Genomic DNA, 16314 nt, shown 5'->3' with positions numbered 1-16314 from the left:
ATTAAGTTGGAATGCAATTAAAGATTCCACTAAATTTCCAGAGACTAGTTTGCTAATTTGCATCAATATAAATACCAAACCCTTGTTGCCCACAGATAAGAAGAAAAAGCGTGTTAAAAAATGAATGATAAAAGTAAAACAACACCATGAACTACCACATTCAACATTTTGAAAGTATCGATTCCACCAACAAAGAAGTGTTGCGCCAAGCTGAGAACGGTGCAAAAGAAGGTTTAACCATTGTCGCTGAGCAGCAAACGGATGGCAAAGGGCGCTTGGGCAGAACATGGGAAACCATTGACCATGCACTTGCCATGAGTGTGTTGTTACGCCCGCAAATTGATGCGACAAAAGTGCCACAGCTATCTTTGGTTTCGGCTGTGGCAGCACATGAAGCTTTATCACTCTTTGCGCCCCAAACACGTATCAAATGGCCCAATGATTTGTTAATTGATGGCAAAAAAGTGTGCGGCATTCTCACTGAAATACAACAAGGTAAGCATGGGCTGGCTGTCGTGGTGGGCTTGGGTATCAATGTAGCTGAACCTGCCTCTGGCTGGGTAAAAGATATGCGCACGCCACCCACTAGCCTCAATGCATACAGCCAACACAACATCCATAAAGATGATGTATTGCAAGCTATACTCGAATCACTGAACACTTGGTACAGTCGCTTTATTCAAGATGGATTCTCCCCCATTCGCAAGGCTTGGGAAATGGCGCATATCGCCAATGGACAAACCGTGTCTGTACACGATGGTAATACTTATATCCAAGGCATTGCGCTGGGCTTGGCAGGCAATGGTGCGCTTCGTTTGTTGGTCAATGGCGAAGAACAGCGTATCATTGCTGGCGATGTATCACTTATGGAATCCAAAACATGAACCCAAATAACACGAAACAACAACGTTTTCTCTGCATTGATGTGGGCAATACACAAATGGTATTTGGTCTTTACCATGGTGAAGATTTAAAAGCCCATTGGCGTTTGTCTAGCAACCAACAGCTCACATCTGATGAATTAAGCTGGCAATTATTTGGCATGTTTTCCCAATTTGGTCACGACCCCAAAGCTTTAAACGGCATTATGGTGGCATCGGTTGTACCCCATTTGGATGAAGTTTTGCGTGAGGCATGTTTGCAAACCTGCGCCCAGAAAGCTGTATTTGTCGGTGAACCTGATGTAAAAACAGGCATGGCAATTGACTATAAAAACCCCAAAGAAGTTGGTGCAGACCGCATCGTCAATGCACTGGCTGCCCGTGAAATTTATGGCTCACCCGCCATCGTTTTGGATTGTGGCACTGCCACCACATTCGATGTCATTTCAGCCGCAGGTCATTATGTGGGTGGCTTGATTATCCCAGGCATTGAAGTCTCCCTTGAAGCCTTATCGCAACGGGCTGCCAAATTGCCCGAAGTTGCCATCACGCCTGTTGATACACTCATTGGGCGTGATACCATCAGCAGTATGCAAGCAGGTGTATATTGGTCAGCCGTAGATGGGTTAAATGGTATTATCAACCGTTTACTCGCTGAGAAAGGTTATGAACATGCGACAATCATTGCCACGGGTGGTTTGGCTGCACGTTTGCAATATGATATGCCAGAAGTGAAAGCTTTGGAGCCACACCTTACCCTCAAAGGTATTCTTATGCTCGCTAGAAAACACTTCATATGAAAAATATTCTTGGCTTTATTGTGGTTGCAAGCTTGGCTTGGTTGACTTGGAGTGTTTGGTTTCCACCTGCAACCATCAGTCAACAAGCTGATGTGAAAGCTTGGTTACCCGAGCGTCCCGACTTGGGCGTTAAAGAAGCCGAAAAGTGGCGTGTATTCACCCGCAGAATGGTATGGGAACAGGGTGTGAATGACTTTGAAAAACGTTTAAAAGAAAAAGGTATGAAAGCCTTGGTTTTGGAGCGTAAAGAAGAAGTTATGTTGCATGTGTTTGACGACCCACGCACCTTTGATACTTTTGCTCAAGCTGCCAAAGCCCGAAAAGAATGGACTATTGGTTCTGTAGACATTCTAAAACGTGATGATGGTAAGTTTTACCTTGGTTTGGGGCGCTTTTACCTTGCTGCTTATGCTGAAAAACGTGAAAAAGCACTCAATAAAACAGGCAAAGCATACAATTACGCGCAACATCGAAAAGAGATTCCAACTTACCGTTTTATTTTCCCTCCCCTACCTGAGCAAGAGGCTGAAATCTTATGGAAAAGCATACAAGATATGGGTGCTGTTGACCCTGTCATGATGACCGAGAATGAATTTAACGCCATGTTTATTGGCAACTTATAAAGCCTATGCAAGCCATTAGGTTTTTAGCCTCGCCACATTTCAATGACCGACCTGAACATACACCTATTGATTTGATTGTACTCCACGCCATTTCATTGCCCGATGGGGAGTTTTCAGCTGAACACATTAGCAACTTCTTTTTGGGTCATATTGATGAAACAGCCCACCCCAGTTTTAAAGACTTAAGTGAGGTGCGTGTATCCGCCCATTTTGTGGTTGCTAGAGATGGTAGTATCACTCAGTTTGTACCCATCAAGAAACGCGCTTGGCATGCAGGAACATCCATTTGGCAAGATAAAGAAAACTGTAATGATTTCAGCATAGGCATTGAAATGATTGGTGATGAACGTCAACCGTTCACTCGCAAACAATACACCGAAACAGCAAGGCTTTGCCGCACACTTATGCAAGACCAACCCATCGATAAAACACGCATTGTCGGACATCAAGACATCGCCCCCACCCGCAAATGGGATCCCGGAAAACAATGGGATTGGGGGCACTTCAATCGCTCTTTAGCACATATTCGCCACTTATATCCAAGTATCACGTAAATGTTTTTACGCTATACATCGTACATAAGCACTTCTTGTTATGCGCTTACTGTCTGTTTTCGGCGCTGTGCTTGTGGTCTACGCGCTTTGTTACCCTGAGGTCTACGATTGCGCCCACGAGGCTGCTGGCTACGTTGCGGTTTATCTTTTGCCACATCTGCCAATTTTTCTGTCGCCTCAAATCCTTCAATCGTAACCTTGGGAATACTTTTCTTAATCAAACGTTCAATGCCACGCAGTAATTTATCTTCGTCAATACTTACCAAAGACATAGCTTCACCCGTATTACCCGCCCTACCTGTGCGCCCAATACGGTGTACATAATCTTCTGCCACATTGGGTAACTCATAATTCACCACGTGCGGTAATTGATCAATATCCAAACCACGCGCTGCAATATCTGTGGCTACCAGCACCCGAATTGTACCATCTTTAAAACCTGCGAGGGCCTTGGTGCGTGCTGTTTGGCTTTTGTTGCCATGAATGGCGGCAGCATTGATGCCATCGGTTTCCAATTGTTTGGTTAAGCGGTTGGCACCATGCTTGGTTTTGGTAAACACCAAGACTTGTTGCCAATTACCCTCGGAAATCAATTTGGATAAAACAGCACGTTTTTGTGATTTGTTGACTGGATAAACCACTTGCGTCACCTGATGTGAAGTTTCATTACGCGCCACTTCGATAAAAGTCGGGCTATGCAGAAAACCACCCGCTAATCTCTTGATTTCATTGGAGAATGTTGCTGAAAACAAAAGATTTTGACGTTTCTTAGGTAAGAGTTTAAGCACTTTACGAATATCATGGATAAAACCCATGTCCAACATTCTATCTGCCTCATCGAGCACAAAAAATTCTATCTTGGATAAATCTGCTTTACCTTGATTCACCAAATCCAATAAACGTCCAGGTGTTGCCACAAGAATATCTACACCACGTCTTAATTGTGCAATTTGCGGATTAATACCCACCCCGCCAAATACTACTGTGCTGCGAATGGGCAAATATTTACCATAGGTTTCTACGCTTTCACCAATTTGCGCTGCCAATTCACGTGTAGGTGTTAAGACCAAGGCACGAATATGTTTTGTTTTACCTGCTTTGGCTTGCAATAAATGCAGCATGGGTAAGGTGAAACCTGCTGTTTTGCCTGTGCCCGTTTGTGCACCAGCCAACACATCGTCACCATTTAAAACAGCAGGGATAGCATTCGCCTGCACAGGTGTTGGTGTGGTGTACCCAGAGTTGGATACAGCTTGAAGAAGCTCTTTAGAGAGCCCAAGTTCTTGAAATGTCATGTTATATTGTGATTGTAAACAAGCTACAAGTCACTGACTAGCGGTTTACAATATGTTCCGATTTATTTTCCAAAAGAAGCTAGGTTTCAGTGATAACCCAACAGTACAAAAAGCAGACTTTTGTTTAAGCCCTACCTTTTAAGGATGCTGTACTATGAAGCCTTTACCCGCAAAGCACAACCAAAGAAACATGAGTAATATTTAATGTTTAGAAAACAATATCCAACATTTTAAAAGCAAGCATCAATAAAACCACAGCAAATACTTTTTTTAACAACTTCACAGGCAAACGATGAGAAAGTCTTACACCCAAAGGAACTGTGAGAACACTGATACTTGCAATCAATAACACGGCTGGCATATACACATAACCCAAGGCATATTCAGGCAGACCTTGTTCGCCACTACCACTGATTGCATAACCAATGCCCCCCGCCAAAGCAATAGGCACACCAAGCGCTGCAGACGTGGCAATAGCATGTTGTACTTTCACATTACACCATGTCAGGAAAGGCACACTCAGCATACCCCCGCCAATAGCAACCAAGGCTGAAATACCACCAATGGCAAAACCTGTTAAACCAAGCCCCAAGCTGTTGGGTAGCGTTCTGCTGGGTTTGGGTTTGATGTTGAGAAACATTTGTGCCGCCACATAAGTCATAAACACACTAAAAAAAACAGCCAAGAAGGTACGCGGCATATAAGAAGCAGCAAAAGATAAGCTAAATGTACCCAACAATAACCCTATAGCCATACTCTGCCAAACATCCCAACGCACAACACCATGTCGATGATGATGGTAAGCAGAAGAAATCGCTGTAAATACAATAGCAGCCATCGAAGTGCCCAAAGCCAAATGTACAACTTGCGAACTATCAAAACCTTGGTAGGAAAAAATCATCATAAGTACGGGTACCATAATTCCACCACCACCAATACCCAATAAGCCCGCAAGAAATCCAACAACCAATCCCAATCCGAGATAAGGAAACATCCAATACAACATATCCATAGGCGCAACCTACAACACAAGCAAGACATCTGCACGACAAGTCATGAAACATTACTTGTTTAATGCTACGTTACGCCCATGAATTCTAAAACACCCATGATATTCGCATTCATTTTTGGCGCTGCCATGCCTTATGCTTTTGCCCCATACAATATCTGGTGGTTGGCTTTTATCGCTTTATCTGGTTGGCTTTATTTGCTAATGAAACACCCTGAACAGTGGCTCAAACTTGGCATAGCTTTTGGTTTGGCTTGGTTTGGCTTGGGTGCTTGGTGGCTTGCCGATACCCTACAAATTTATGGGCATTTACCCTATGCCCTTGGTCTTCTCGCCATCACTATTTTAGGGTTAATCATGAGCCTGTTTTTTGTCGCATGGGCTTGGTTATTGCAGAAGTTATTGCAACACAAAGTTCAAGCACTTTGGTTGTTTCCTGCTCTTGGTGTCTTGGAAGAATGGATACGCAGTTTTTTATTCACAGGGCTACCTTGGACCGCGCTCGCCAACCTATCCATCAACACCCCCCTCGCATCATGGATAAGCATGATTGGCAGTTATGGTGCAACCTTTATCATTTTATTTACTGCAGCCTCTCTTACCCTACTTTTTTATGCTAACACACGCAGGTATGCACTCATCGCATCCAGTATTTGTATCTTGTTATGGTTGTTCAGCCCCAACATCCCACTACCCGAACAACCCACCCATACAGCCGCCTTGATTCAACCCAATATCCCGCAAGATAAAAAATGGGATGCAAACTTTCTCAACCATACCATGCAAACCTTAACCTCACTCTCTGCCCAAGCCGCAAACGCACAGAAACTCGACCTGATTATCTGGCCTGAAGCCGCCGTACCCTTTTATTTATCGCGTTCACCATCATGGAACAATTGGCTGACCACACAGATGCAAAGCTGGCAAACACCCGTCATTTTTGGTGGCATCAAACACTTGGATTCAGGTAAATCACAGAATGGTTTATTCTTAGAAAATGGTGAATCAACACGTCAGTTTGTCGGCAAACATCACCTTGTGCCCTTTGGTGAATATGTACCATCTTGGCTGCCATGGTTGAGTAAACTCGTGCCTGATATTGGTGATTTTGAACCCGCCACCGACCTAGGTATTCTTAATCTTGGCACACAAAAAGTAGGCTCGATTATTTGTTATGAATCCATCTTTTCCGATGAAGTGCGCCAACGTATACAACTTGGTGCCAATGTATTGGTCGTAGTCACCAACGATGCTTGGTATGATACAAGCCCTGCGGCATGGCAACATTTGCAAGCTTCACAAATTCGCGCCATTGAATCAGGGCGTTATATTCTTCGCGCCACCAACACAGGTATTTCCGCTATTATTGCTCCCGATGGTTCGATACAAAACACCATGCCATGGTGGCAAGAAGGTGTAGTGATTGGGCATTATCAGCCGCTTTCGCATATCACCATTTATCAGCAATGGGGAGACACGCCTATTTTGACCTTGGTCTTGTTCTTGTTAATACTAGGGGTTTATCAAAGTCGGCGTAAGGAGAGGTTTATATGAGTCAGCACATGGTCACCGTTTGGGGCGCAGGCTCATGGGGCACGGCTTTAGCCATGGTATTAGCCAAACATGGGCGAAAAGTTTACCTGATTACACGCAACCAAAACACGGCTGACACCTTAAACCAAGATGGTGAAAACAAACGTTATCTCAATGGTTTACCTTTTCCGCCGTCCTTACAAGCCATAGGGCAAGAGCACCCTGATTTACCGCAAATTCTACAGCAAACTTACGCCACTGTGCTTGCCTTACCTTGCGCTGTTGCCGAAACAGCACTGATTCGTTTGCGTGAATATGAGCACCCCATCATTGCAGCCAATAAAGGCATCAATCCTGACACATTAGAGCGTGTGGATGAATTATTGATTCGCTTTGTGGGTAAGGAGCGAACCTTGCTTCTTTCAGGGCCATCCTTTGCCGCCGAAGTTGCTGCTGGCAAACCCACCGCCATCACCTTGGCTGCCATCCATGTCGAAACTGCTAAACAAGTTTCAGCCCTTTTTGAAGATAGTAATTTCAGGATTTACACCAGCAATGATGTGGTGGGTGTGGCTCTGGGCGGTGCGCTGAAAAATGTTATTGCCATTGCCGCAGGCATTGCTGAAGGCATGCACTTGGGACACAACGCCATGGCTGCTTTGGTCACCCGTGGCATTGCCGAAATATCCAGAATCACCGAAGCATGTGGTGGCAAAGCAGAGACCATGTCAGGCTTATCGGGTTTAGGCGATTTACTTTTAACTTGCACAGGCAGTTTGTCGCGCAATCGTAAAATGGGCATGGCATTGGCATCGGGTTTAAGCGTTGAAAAAGCCCGTGAATATGTAGGGCAAGTGGTGGAAGGTGAAAAGACCGCAACGGCTGCCGTTAAACTTGCCGAAAAACATCAAATCGATATGCCCATCACCCAAAGTGTGTACGATGTATTGCAAGGCAATGCTTCACCAAAAAAAGCACTGCAAACACTGCTTGAACGACCCGAAAAACATGAGTGAAGATGATTTGTTTACCCAAGCAATGGGTGTTGTCACGCCCTTAGCCAAAGAAGGGAAAGTACAAGCAAAGACAACAAAAAACAAACATGATATTTTACGAAACATCGAAGAAAAAGAATTGCTCATCTCTCAAAAACAACATCATGCAAGATTAAGTGTACAACGCTTGAACACCTACGAGCTAAAAGCCGATAGTGTGCCAGCAAAAGATGTGAAAAAACTCGCACAAATGAATATTCAACTTGAATTGGATTTGCACGGATTGACCCAAGCCAAAGCTGAACAAGCCATGCAAAACTTCTTCAATCAAGCCATCCACCATGGTGAGCGCTACTTAAGCATTATTCACGGACAAGGCAGACATTCCAAAGACAGCAAACCCATACTCAAAGATTTCACCTACCAATGGTTAGAGCACGGTAGCTTATCTAGCCACATCCTCATTGCCACCCCCTCCAAACAAAGCGGTGGTGGTGCAACCCATATTTTATTACGTAAACCACGCTAACCAGCTAACGAAATCTAAGGTAATATTAATCCCAGATATAGCCTTCTGTCGGTGAAGATGCACTAGCAAACGCCCGTTTTGGCATACGCCCAGCAAGAAAAGCTTTGCGCCCTGCACGCACTGCATCACGCATAGCTTCTGCCATCAAACATTCATCTTTGGCTTCAGCAATCGCTGTGTTAATCAATGCTGCATCTGCGCCAAGCTCCAAAGCTTTGGCTGCATCTGAAGCTGTGCCAATACCTGCATCCACCACGATAGGTACACTCGCTCGTTCTTTAATCACACGAATATTAAATGGATTGGCAAGCCCACGACCTGAACCAATCGGATTGCCCAATGGCATCACGGCAACACAACCTACTTCTTCAAGTTTGGTTGCAACAATCGGGTCATCATTGGTATACACCATGACCTGAAAACCTTCTTCCACCAGAATCTCAGCTGCTTTGATGGTTTCCACTACGTTCGGATAAAGCGTTTGTGTATCACCCAACACTTCAAGTTTTACCAAATCCCAGCCACCAGCTTCCCTAGCTAGTCTTAGGGTGCGCACAGCATCCTCCGCATTAAAACAACCTGCAGTATTGGGTAAAATTGTATATTTTTTGGGGTCAATATAATCGAGTAAGTTTTCTTTACCTGCGTCGGTAATATTCACACGGCGCACGGCTACGGTAATCATTTCCGCTTCTGATGCCTCTGTTGCCAACTTGGTGGTTTCAAAATCTTTATATTTGCCTGAACCCACGATTAAACGTGATGTAAATTCGTATGTGCCTACTTTAAACGTATCTTTTTTCATCATATCCTCAGCCGCCACCAATCATGTGGACAATTTCTATCCTATCATTTTCTTGCAGTTTCGTTTCTGTATAGGCACTTTTAGAAACCACTTCTAAATTGCGCTCAACAGCCAACATACGTGTTTCCAAACCCAACTCAGCAATCAAGCCAGCAATATTAACCGCGGACATATCCCGAGCTTCTCCATTGAGTATAATTTTCATAAAAAAGCCTTTTTTTATCAATTTTAACTAACTTTTACTTAAAAACCACTTGAAACAACGGCATTATCTTTAATGTTTGATTTGACCGCTCTTCAATTCATGCCTAATATAAGCCGCATGTTAGCAGCTTCTACAGACAATATGGAAGGTTTGGATGCATCTTCATCGCAAACCCAAGAGAACAGCCCTGTAAAACCACGTATTTGGTTGGGTGTTAAAAAGGGTTTACAAGCAGCTAAAGATGCAATTGAAAACAAAGATTTAACACTTGCTGAAGAATTATTACGCGAAGTGATCGAATTTGCCCCTGCTGAGCCTGAAACTTGGCATATTTTAGCCGCAATATTGAATCGACAAGGGCAAGTTGACGAAGCAAAGGTTTGTTTACGCCGTGTCATTAAACTTAAAGAAACCAATATTGAGTTACAAACGGATTTGCCCGTTTCTAAACGCATGGCAAAATTATTATGGGCACAAGATGAACAAGCTGCAGCACTGGCCATGTTAGCCCAATTACTGCTCGATGCCTCAGATGACAGAGAACTGTTAGCACTACAACAAACATGGACGGCATCATCATGAGCAATCTACATATCCAAGTGATTCATGGCCCTAACCTAAACATGTTAGGTACGCGTGAGCCAGGGCATTATGGCAACCAAACCTTAACCGACATTGATGAAGAACTTATTACATTGGGTGACACATTAGGTGTACGCATTACTTCTTTCCAAAGTAACCATGAAGGTGAAATTGTTGATAAAATTCAACAGTTACATGTGGATGGTTTAATTATTAATCCCGCTGCTTACACCCATACCAGCATTGCTATTCGTGATGCCCTTTTAGCAATTAAGGTACCCTTTATTGAGGTACACTTATCAAATATTCACCGCAGAGAAACATTTCGACACCAATCCATGCTGGTTGATGTCGCCACAGGTGTGATTGCAGGTTTTGGAGCGCATTCATACAGCCTTGCCTTACGTGGTCTGCATCATCAGTTAAGTCAAACAACACCAAATAACATCTAGGAGATTAAGAACATGGACATTGCAGAAATTCGCAAACTTATTCGCTTGGTACAACAAAGCGATGTCACAGAAATTGAAGTTACAGAAGGGGAAAGCACAGTACGTATCTCACGACAAGGTATGGTCGCAGCCGCTGTTGCAGCACCACAAGCTGTTGCAGCAGCACCTTTAGCCACAGCAGCAACCGCTGCCCCTGCACCAGCTGCTATTGCAGAAGAACCTTCAGAAGATGAAGAACATGTGGTCAAATCACCCATGGTTGGAACATTTTACGCTGCATCATCACCCGATGATGACCCGTTTGTTAGCGAAGGTAGCATCGTGAAAAAAGGTGATGTACTTTGTATTGTTGAAGCCATGAAACTCATGAATGAAATTGAAGCAGAGTATGATGGTGTTGTAAAAAAAGTTCTCGCCAAAAACGCACAGCCACTTGAATATGGTCAGCCTATTTTTGTGATTACACCAGCGTAAGGGGTTATTCACATGTTTCATAAAGTATTGGTCGCCAACCGTGGCGAAATTGCTGTACGTATTATTCGTGCTTGTAAAGAGCTAGGCATTGAGACGGTTGCCGTTTACTCTGAGGCAGATAAAGATGCTATGCATACGCGTTTGGCAGATGAGTCTGTTTGCATTGGTCCTGCCGTCAGCACGCACTCCTACCTCAATATTCCCGCCATTATGGCTGCTGCATCCCTAACAGATGCCGCTGCTATTCACCCAGGTTATGGTTTTCTAGCAGAAAATGCTGAATTTGCCGAAATTGTGATTGAATCAGGTTACACATGGATTGGTCCCACACCTGAATCCATGCGTATCATGGGTGACAAAGTGAAAGCCAAACAACGCATGGCTGAAGCTGGTGTGCCCTTGGTATATGGCTCTCCTGGTGCAGTACGCACGGTTGAAGAAGCCAAAGCAGTCGCGAAAGACTGCGGTTTCCCGCTCATTATCAAAGCAGCATCGGGCGGTGGTGGTCGAGGCATGAAAATCGTTCACTCCGAACCTTCGCTACCTTCTGCTTTTAGTATTTGCCAATCTGAGGCAGGTACTGTTTTTGGTGATGACACCGTATTTATTGAACAGTTCTTGGAAGAGCCGCGCCATATTGAAGTGCAGGTTCTTGGTGATGGACATGGTAACATTGTCCACTTATTTGAACGCGAATGCTCCATTCAACGTAACAATCAAAAAGTGCTCGAAGAAGCACCAAGCCCGTCCATCAGCCAAGAAACACGTGAAGCCATTTGTGCTGCAGGTGTTGCTGCTGCTAAAGCTGTGAATTATGAAGGTGCTGGCACGATTGAATTTTTACTCAACCCTGACCAATCCTTTTACTTCATGGAGATGAATACGCGTATTCAAGTGGAACACCCTGTGACTGAATGGATTACAGGTGTGGATTTGATTGAATGGCAACTGCGTGTCGCCAACGGTGAAAAACTCGCTTTTACACAAAAAGACATCAAAATGAAGGGACATGCGATTGAATGCCGCATCAATGCTGAGCATCCATTTAAGTTTACCCCTTCTCCGGGTAAAATTGAGCTTTATCATGCCCCTGGTGGTCGCAGTGTACGTGTGGATTCTGCTGTTTATACAGGTTACAGCATCCCGCCCTATTATGATTCTATGATTGCGAAAGTGATTACCCATGCACGAGACCGTCAAAAATGTATTCGCCGCATGCAAAGGGCAATTGATGAGCTTGCCATCATTGGTATTACCACGAATCAAGAGTTGCATAAACGTTTGCTTGCCAACCCTGGTTTCCAAGCTGCCGACTTTAACATTCACTTCTTAGAGCGCTGGCTCAAGCAAATGATTGATTAAACTTATGCTTTGATAATCTCTTTAAAGGTCGCCTTGTATTTGCAAGTGCGACCTTTTTTATGCCCATTCATGTCACGGAACAAGCTTGAATCACCGCTAAAAAATCTTTACCAAATCGTTCTAATTTCACTTGACCAACACCGCTCACTTCAAGCATGGCTTCTTCTGTGAGCGGTTTATGTTGCGCCATACCCACCAAGGTTGCATCACCAAACACAATATAGGGTGGCACATCCAGTTCAACTGCCAGTTTTTTCCGCAGTTCGCGCAACTTTTCAAACAAAACTTCATCATATTTGATGTCTGCATATTTTGCACTTTTCTTAATTTTCTCTTTGCTTTTGCTGCGTAATCTCGGCTTGGCTAACTCTAATGATTGTTCACCGCGCAAAACTGGCGTTGCCGCTGGCGTTAATTTTAATACTGAATAATTGGATATATCTTGAATCAATAGCCCACGATGCAGCAATTGCCTAAAAATTGCCGACCATTGCTCTTGGCTATATTCTGCACCAATACCATAAGTAGAAAGTTTATCATGCTGCCTGCTTAAAATACGTTCATGACTAGCACCTCGCAACACATCAATCACATACTTCATACCAAAACTTTGTTCTAAACGGTACACACAAGACAGTGCTTTTTGTGCATCTTTAGTGGCTTCAAACACTTCGGGTGGGTTTAGGCAAACATCACAGTTACCACAGTCATCTTGGCGTTCTTCACCAAAGTATTGTAACAAAACCTTACGCCGACAAACCGTTGCTTCGGAAAAACCAATCATGGCATTAAGTTTATAATTCTCGATACGCTTTTGTGCTTCATTATTACCCTGCTCAATAAATCTGCGCGATGTGACCATATCTTGTGCGCCTGAAAGCAGTAGTGCTTCGGCAGGCAACCCATCACGCCCTGCCCTGCCTGTTTCTTGATAATAACCCTCAATATTTTTCGGCAAATCATAATGCACCACAAAACGAATATTGGGTTTATCAATGCCCATACCAAAAGCAACCGTTGCCACCACCACATCCAGCTCATCACGCAAAAAAGATTCCTGAACATTTGCGCGCATGTCAGCATTGAGCCCTGCATGGTATGCCGCCGCTCGAATACCCTGCTGTTGCAACTTATCCGCCACTTCTTGCACACGTTTACGGCTAAGTGCATACACAATGCCCGCTACGCCTTGATGTTTGCCCATAAACTGAGTCAGTTGTTCAAATGGTTTGTGTTTTTCCAATACGGTGTAACGAATATTGGGGCGATCAAAGCTGCTGATATAATGTTCAGCGCGCTGCAAAGCCAAGACTTGCACAATATCATCACGTGTTTGTTCATCTGCGGTGGCAGTTAGTGCAATGAAAGGTGTTTGCGGAAAATGTTCTCTAAGCATAGATAAACGTTGGTATTCCGGTCTGAAATCGTGCCCCCATTGGGACACACAATGCGCTTCATCAATGGCAAACAGCCCAATATTAATATCATTTAAACGCATAAGAAAATCCTGAGACAACAGACGCTCAGGCGCAATATACAACAAATCAATATCATGGTTATGCAGCTTTGTCAGAACCTGCTTAGCACTTTCAGAAGATAATGAAGAATTATAATATGCCGCTTTCACACCATTGGCTTGCAATGCATCCACTTGGTCTTTCATCAAAGCAATTAGTGGCGATACCACAATAGCCACACCATCTCTGACCATGGCAGGTATTTGATAACAAAGTGATTTACCGCCACCTGTTGGCATTAATACAAAGCTATCTTTGCCTGCAATCAAGCCATCAACAATGGCTTGCTGATTAGGTCGGAAGTCAGCATAGCCAAATGTATCTCGTAAAACCGATAGTGCTTGCCCCATTTTTCCCCACCCTATTTTCTTATCAACATATATTGCACATCAACCTACACACTTACTAAAGTCAATATTAAAAGCCTAATGCAAACTCTACAGTACTAGACGAGCCTGTGGTGGTAAAGATAGCACTGGAAATGCCATACCGTATCGAGGCTTCAAAAGCAAAACCCTTATAGCTAGAGTCAACAAGTAATACAGCATTGCTATCTTGTTTAAAGTATGAAATACCACCCTCTAAACTCAAACCTTGACCGCCTGCTAAGTAACTAATATTTATTTTTTTCCCCGTATCACCAAAACCATAACGAATGGATGGTCCAATCAAACCACCACCTGACGTATTCAAGAAACCAACACCTAAATACCAGTATTTACCCATATAATTGGGTTGGTCTGTGGTTCCATCTGTTGAAGGAATGACATAGGCAATTCTTGGCACCAATTCAGCATAACTCTTTGATGAAATACCTAGTATCATCAATAATATGGAAACACTTATGGATAAGTGTTTTTTGTTCATATTAAATGGCCCATCTTCGGCAATTGACCCACAAGCGGTGCTACATAATCCAACCACGCTTGCGTCACATCATTACCTGCATCATTGATGTATTCATCTTTCATCGATGTGGCTTCACGCGCCACAGTTGAAAGTGGTGTAACAAAATAACTGCTCGCATAGGGAACACTACTTTCTCGCTTAATCGCTACAGAACCATTCTCTACAGATGAAGCTCCATGATTCACAGCAAATACCCCCACATCACGCGCTTCTTTGACATCAACATCTGAGACAATGCTAGGGAAGCTGCGTTGCAAATAACCAAAAGTGTCTGCACGAACTCTAGCGCCTTGCGGTAAAGCTTCTTTAACGATTGCTGAAAGTGTGTCGCCTAAAGCCCCAGTACCTGAAAGCTGAAGGTTACCATGCGAATCTTTTTCACCTGTGGTGGCAATAGGATTCCCTTGTGCATCCACAATGCCTTCAGACACCGCAATCACGCAGCGACCATGCTTCTCAACCATGGCTACCACATCTGCTTTAAACTGTGCCACATCAAATGTGCGCTCTGGTAAATAAATCAAATGCGGGCCATCGCCTTCTTCCTGCCGCGCCAATGCTGAAGCTGCGGTTAAAAAACCTGCATCACGCCCCATCACCACATTAATCTTCACGCCAGACAATGCTTTATTATCTCTGTCATCACCCATAAATGCTAATGCCACAAAACGTGCGGCTGAGGCAAAGCCAGGACAGTGATCAGTAACTCTTAAGTCATTATCAATGGTTTTAGGAATATGTATGGTACAAAAATCATAGTTTTCCTCTTTTGCCATTTCAGCAATGATGTGCGCCGTTTCTGCCGAATCATTACCACCAATATAAAAGAAAAAACGCACATCATTCTTTTTGAACACTTCAAATACTTTTTCACATTCTGCTTTGCCGGGTTTAAGGCGCACTGAGCCAAGTGCTGCGGCAGGTGTATTGGCTACTTCTTCAAGTTGGGCAACCGATTGCGTTGTTAAATCGATAAAATCTTCTTCCATGATACCTTTGAGACCATGTTTCGCACCCAAAATTCCCGTAATGTTATCTTGCGCGCGTGCTGCTAACACTGCACCTACCAACGATTGGTTAATCACTGCTGTCGGTCCACCAGACTGGCCAATCACCATTTTACCTTTCAACATATCAGCCTCCGCTTCATGAATATGCAATAGCTTATACCAGCCCTTAGCAACTGCCAAATTTATGCGTCAAACTATTCCCTTACTCTAAACATGCCATTTTTTACTTGCTCTACTTTCTAAACATGACTAAAATGCTCCACTTTCAAATTTTAAGGTGGTTAAAGGTCTATAAAATGCTTCGCTTATCAAAAATGACAGATTACGGCATCCTTCTAATGTCTGAGCTTGCCAAAAGCGGCGATGCAACACAGCGTGCACCAGACTTAGCCGAAGCGACATTTATACCCCAGCCCACTGTACGAAAAATCATGACCACTTTAATCCAAAATAACCTCGTAGAATCTGTGCGCGGCATCAACGGCGGTTACAAGCTACAACGTACTCCCCAAGACATTAATGTACGCGAACTTATCCGTAGTTTGGAAGGCGATATTGCGCTTACGGGCTGTGAAGAAGCTGGCGATAAAGCATGCGAACAGGCACATGTTTGTGGCACACGCACCAATTGGCTGAAGATTAACCAAGCTGTGTGTGATGCACTGCAAAACATCAGTTTAAAAGATATGGTAGATGAAGAGTTTACCCCTATCTTTAGTATAAAAAAAGTTGTACCCATCCGTGTGAATAATGGCATGGATACTGGAGCTATATAAAAC

The 16314-nt window shown here is 43.8% G+C and carries 19 protein-coding genes; 12 read left to right on the top strand and 7 right to left on the bottom strand.

The features are described 5' to 3' along the window. The first annotated feature begins 146 nt into the window (after positions 1 to 146). From DM09_RS06725 to ampD, 4 genes are read left to right on the top strand one after another with little or no spacing between them, the layout of a single operon-like run. A complete protein-coding gene (locus tag DM09_RS06725) occupies positions 147 to 884 on the top strand; it encodes a biotin--[acetyl-CoA-carboxylase] ligase (RefSeq protein WP_051938262.1) in 738 nt (245 codons plus the stop codon). Further along, on the top strand, positions 881 to 1681 hold the full coding sequence (locus tag DM09_RS06720) for a type III pantothenate kinase (RefSeq protein WP_038248954.1): 801 nt from the start codon (positions 881 to 883) through the stop codon (positions 1679 to 1681). Before DM09_RS06725 ends, DM09_RS06720 begins: the two co-directional genes overlap by 4 nt. Next, complete coding sequence (locus tag DM09_RS06715; RefSeq protein WP_038248953.1) at positions 1678 to 2304, top strand: hypothetical protein; 627 nt, start codon at positions 1678 to 1680, stop codon at positions 2302 to 2304. Before DM09_RS06720 ends, DM09_RS06715 begins: the two co-directional genes overlap by 4 nt. Positions 2305 to 2309: 5 nt before the next feature. Continuing rightward, complete coding sequence (ampD, locus tag DM09_RS06710) at positions 2310 to 2858, top strand: 1,6-anhydro-N-acetylmuramyl-L-alanine amidase AmpD (RefSeq protein WP_038248950.1); 549 nt, start codon at positions 2310 to 2312, stop codon at positions 2856 to 2858. 38 nt (positions 2859 to 2896) lie between these two features. Here ampD and DM09_RS06705 read toward each other — a convergent pair whose 3' ends face one another. Beyond that, complete coding sequence (locus DM09_RS06705) at positions 2897 to 4153, bottom strand: DEAD/DEAH box helicase (RefSeq protein ID WP_051938261.1); 1257 nt, start codon at positions 4151 to 4153, stop codon at positions 2897 to 2899. A 208-nt stretch (positions 4154 to 4361) separates the two neighbouring features. Then, positions 4362 to 5165, bottom strand: coding sequence for a sulfite exporter TauE/SafE family protein (locus DM09_RS06700; protein WP_051938260.1), 804 nt, complete (start codon positions 5163 to 5165; stop codon positions 4362 to 4364). Positions 5166 to 5243: 78 nt separating this feature from the next. On the opposite strand from DM09_RS06700, the gene lnt reads away from it, so the two are divergent. The 3 genes from lnt to DM09_RS11105 are packed head-to-tail and all read left to right on the top strand — an operon-like array spanning position 5244 to position 8219. Continuing rightward, positions 5244 to 6716 (top strand): apolipoprotein N-acyltransferase, encoded by a 1473-nt coding sequence (gene lnt, locus DM09_RS06695; RefSeq protein ID WP_038248948.1) that lies wholly within the window; start codon positions 5244 to 5246, stop codon positions 6714 to 6716. Beyond that, on the top strand, positions 6713 to 7711 hold the full coding sequence (locus DM09_RS06690) for an NAD(P)H-dependent glycerol-3-phosphate dehydrogenase (RefSeq protein ID WP_038248946.1): 999 nt from the start codon (positions 6713 to 6715) through the stop codon (positions 7709 to 7711). Before lnt ends, DM09_RS06690 begins: the two co-directional genes overlap by 4 nt. Beyond that, a complete protein-coding gene (locus tag DM09_RS11105; protein ID WP_051938259.1) occupies positions 7704 to 8219 on the top strand; it encodes a Smr/MutS family protein in 516 nt (171 codons plus the stop codon). Before DM09_RS06690 ends, DM09_RS11105 begins: the two co-directional genes overlap by 8 nt. 25 nt (positions 8220 to 8244) lie before the next feature. Here DM09_RS11105 and DM09_RS06680 read toward each other — a convergent pair whose 3' ends face one another. Next, positions 8245 to 9024: a thiazole synthase gene (locus DM09_RS06680; RefSeq protein WP_038249200.1), complete on the bottom strand. Its 780-nt coding sequence runs from the start codon at positions 9022 to 9024 to the stop codon at positions 8245 to 8247. 7 nt (positions 9025 to 9031) lie between these two features. Then, entirely contained in the window at positions 9032 to 9229 is a 198-nt protein-coding gene (thiS, locus tag DM09_RS06675) for a sulfur carrier protein ThiS (RefSeq protein ID WP_038248943.1), read from the bottom strand. 72 nt (positions 9230 to 9301) lie between these two features. On the opposite strand from thiS, the gene DM09_RS06670 reads away from it, so the two are divergent. From DM09_RS06670 to accC, 4 genes are read left to right on the top strand one after another with little or no spacing between them, the layout of a single operon-like run. Further along, positions 9302 to 9811 (top strand): tetratricopeptide repeat protein, encoded by a 510-nt coding sequence (locus DM09_RS06670; RefSeq protein WP_157753636.1) that lies wholly within the window; start codon positions 9302 to 9304, stop codon positions 9809 to 9811. Next, positions 9808 to 10263, top strand: a complete 456-nt coding sequence (gene aroQ, locus DM09_RS06665; RefSeq protein WP_038248939.1) for a type II 3-dehydroquinate dehydratase — start codon at positions 9808 to 9810, stop codon at positions 10261 to 10263. Before DM09_RS06670 ends, aroQ begins: the two co-directional genes overlap by 4 nt. Before the next feature lie 12 nt (positions 10264 to 10275). Then, a complete protein-coding gene (gene accB, locus DM09_RS06660; protein ID WP_038248936.1) occupies positions 10276 to 10737 on the top strand; it encodes an acetyl-CoA carboxylase biotin carboxyl carrier protein in 462 nt (153 codons plus the stop codon). Between the two features lie 12 nt (positions 10738 to 10749). Further along, entirely contained in the window at positions 10750 to 12099 is a 1350-nt protein-coding gene (accC, locus tag DM09_RS06655; RefSeq protein ID WP_038248934.1) for an acetyl-CoA carboxylase biotin carboxylase subunit, read from the top strand. A 67-nt stretch (positions 12100 to 12166) separates the two neighbouring features. On the opposite strand, the gene recQ is transcribed toward accC, so the two are convergent. From recQ to DM09_RS06640, 3 genes are all read right to left on the bottom strand, one after another. Continuing rightward, positions 12167 to 13966 (bottom strand): DNA helicase RecQ, encoded by a 1800-nt coding sequence (gene recQ / locus DM09_RS06650; RefSeq protein WP_038248931.1) that lies wholly within the window; start codon positions 13964 to 13966, stop codon positions 12167 to 12169. A gap of 67 nt (positions 13967 to 14033) precedes the next feature. Next, a complete protein-coding gene (locus tag DM09_RS06645) occupies positions 14034 to 14483 on the bottom strand; it encodes a hypothetical protein (protein WP_038248929.1) in 450 nt (149 codons plus the stop codon). Then, the gene (locus tag DM09_RS06640; RefSeq protein ID WP_038249199.1) at positions 14480 to 15658 is read right to left on the bottom strand and encodes a 6-phosphofructokinase; all 1179 of its coding nucleotides are present in this window, start codon (positions 15656 to 15658) and stop codon (positions 14480 to 14482) included. The genes DM09_RS06645 and DM09_RS06640 overlap by 4 nt, the downstream gene beginning before the upstream one ends. Positions 15659 to 15831: 173 nt before the next feature. Between DM09_RS06640 and DM09_RS06635 the strand changes: the two genes are divergently transcribed. Beyond that, entirely contained in the window at positions 15832 to 16311 is a 480-nt protein-coding gene (locus tag DM09_RS06635) for an SUF system Fe-S cluster assembly regulator (protein WP_038248927.1), read from the top strand. Positions 16312 to 16314 lie beyond the last annotated feature (3 nt).

It is taken from the genome of Ghiorsea bivora (assembly GCF_000744415.1).
GTDB lineage: Bacteria > Pseudomonadota > Zetaproteobacteria > Mariprofundales > Mariprofundaceae > Ghiorsea > Ghiorsea bivora.
Note: the sequence above shows the minus strand (reverse complement) of the source record. Positions and strands in the feature narration are given on the sequence as shown.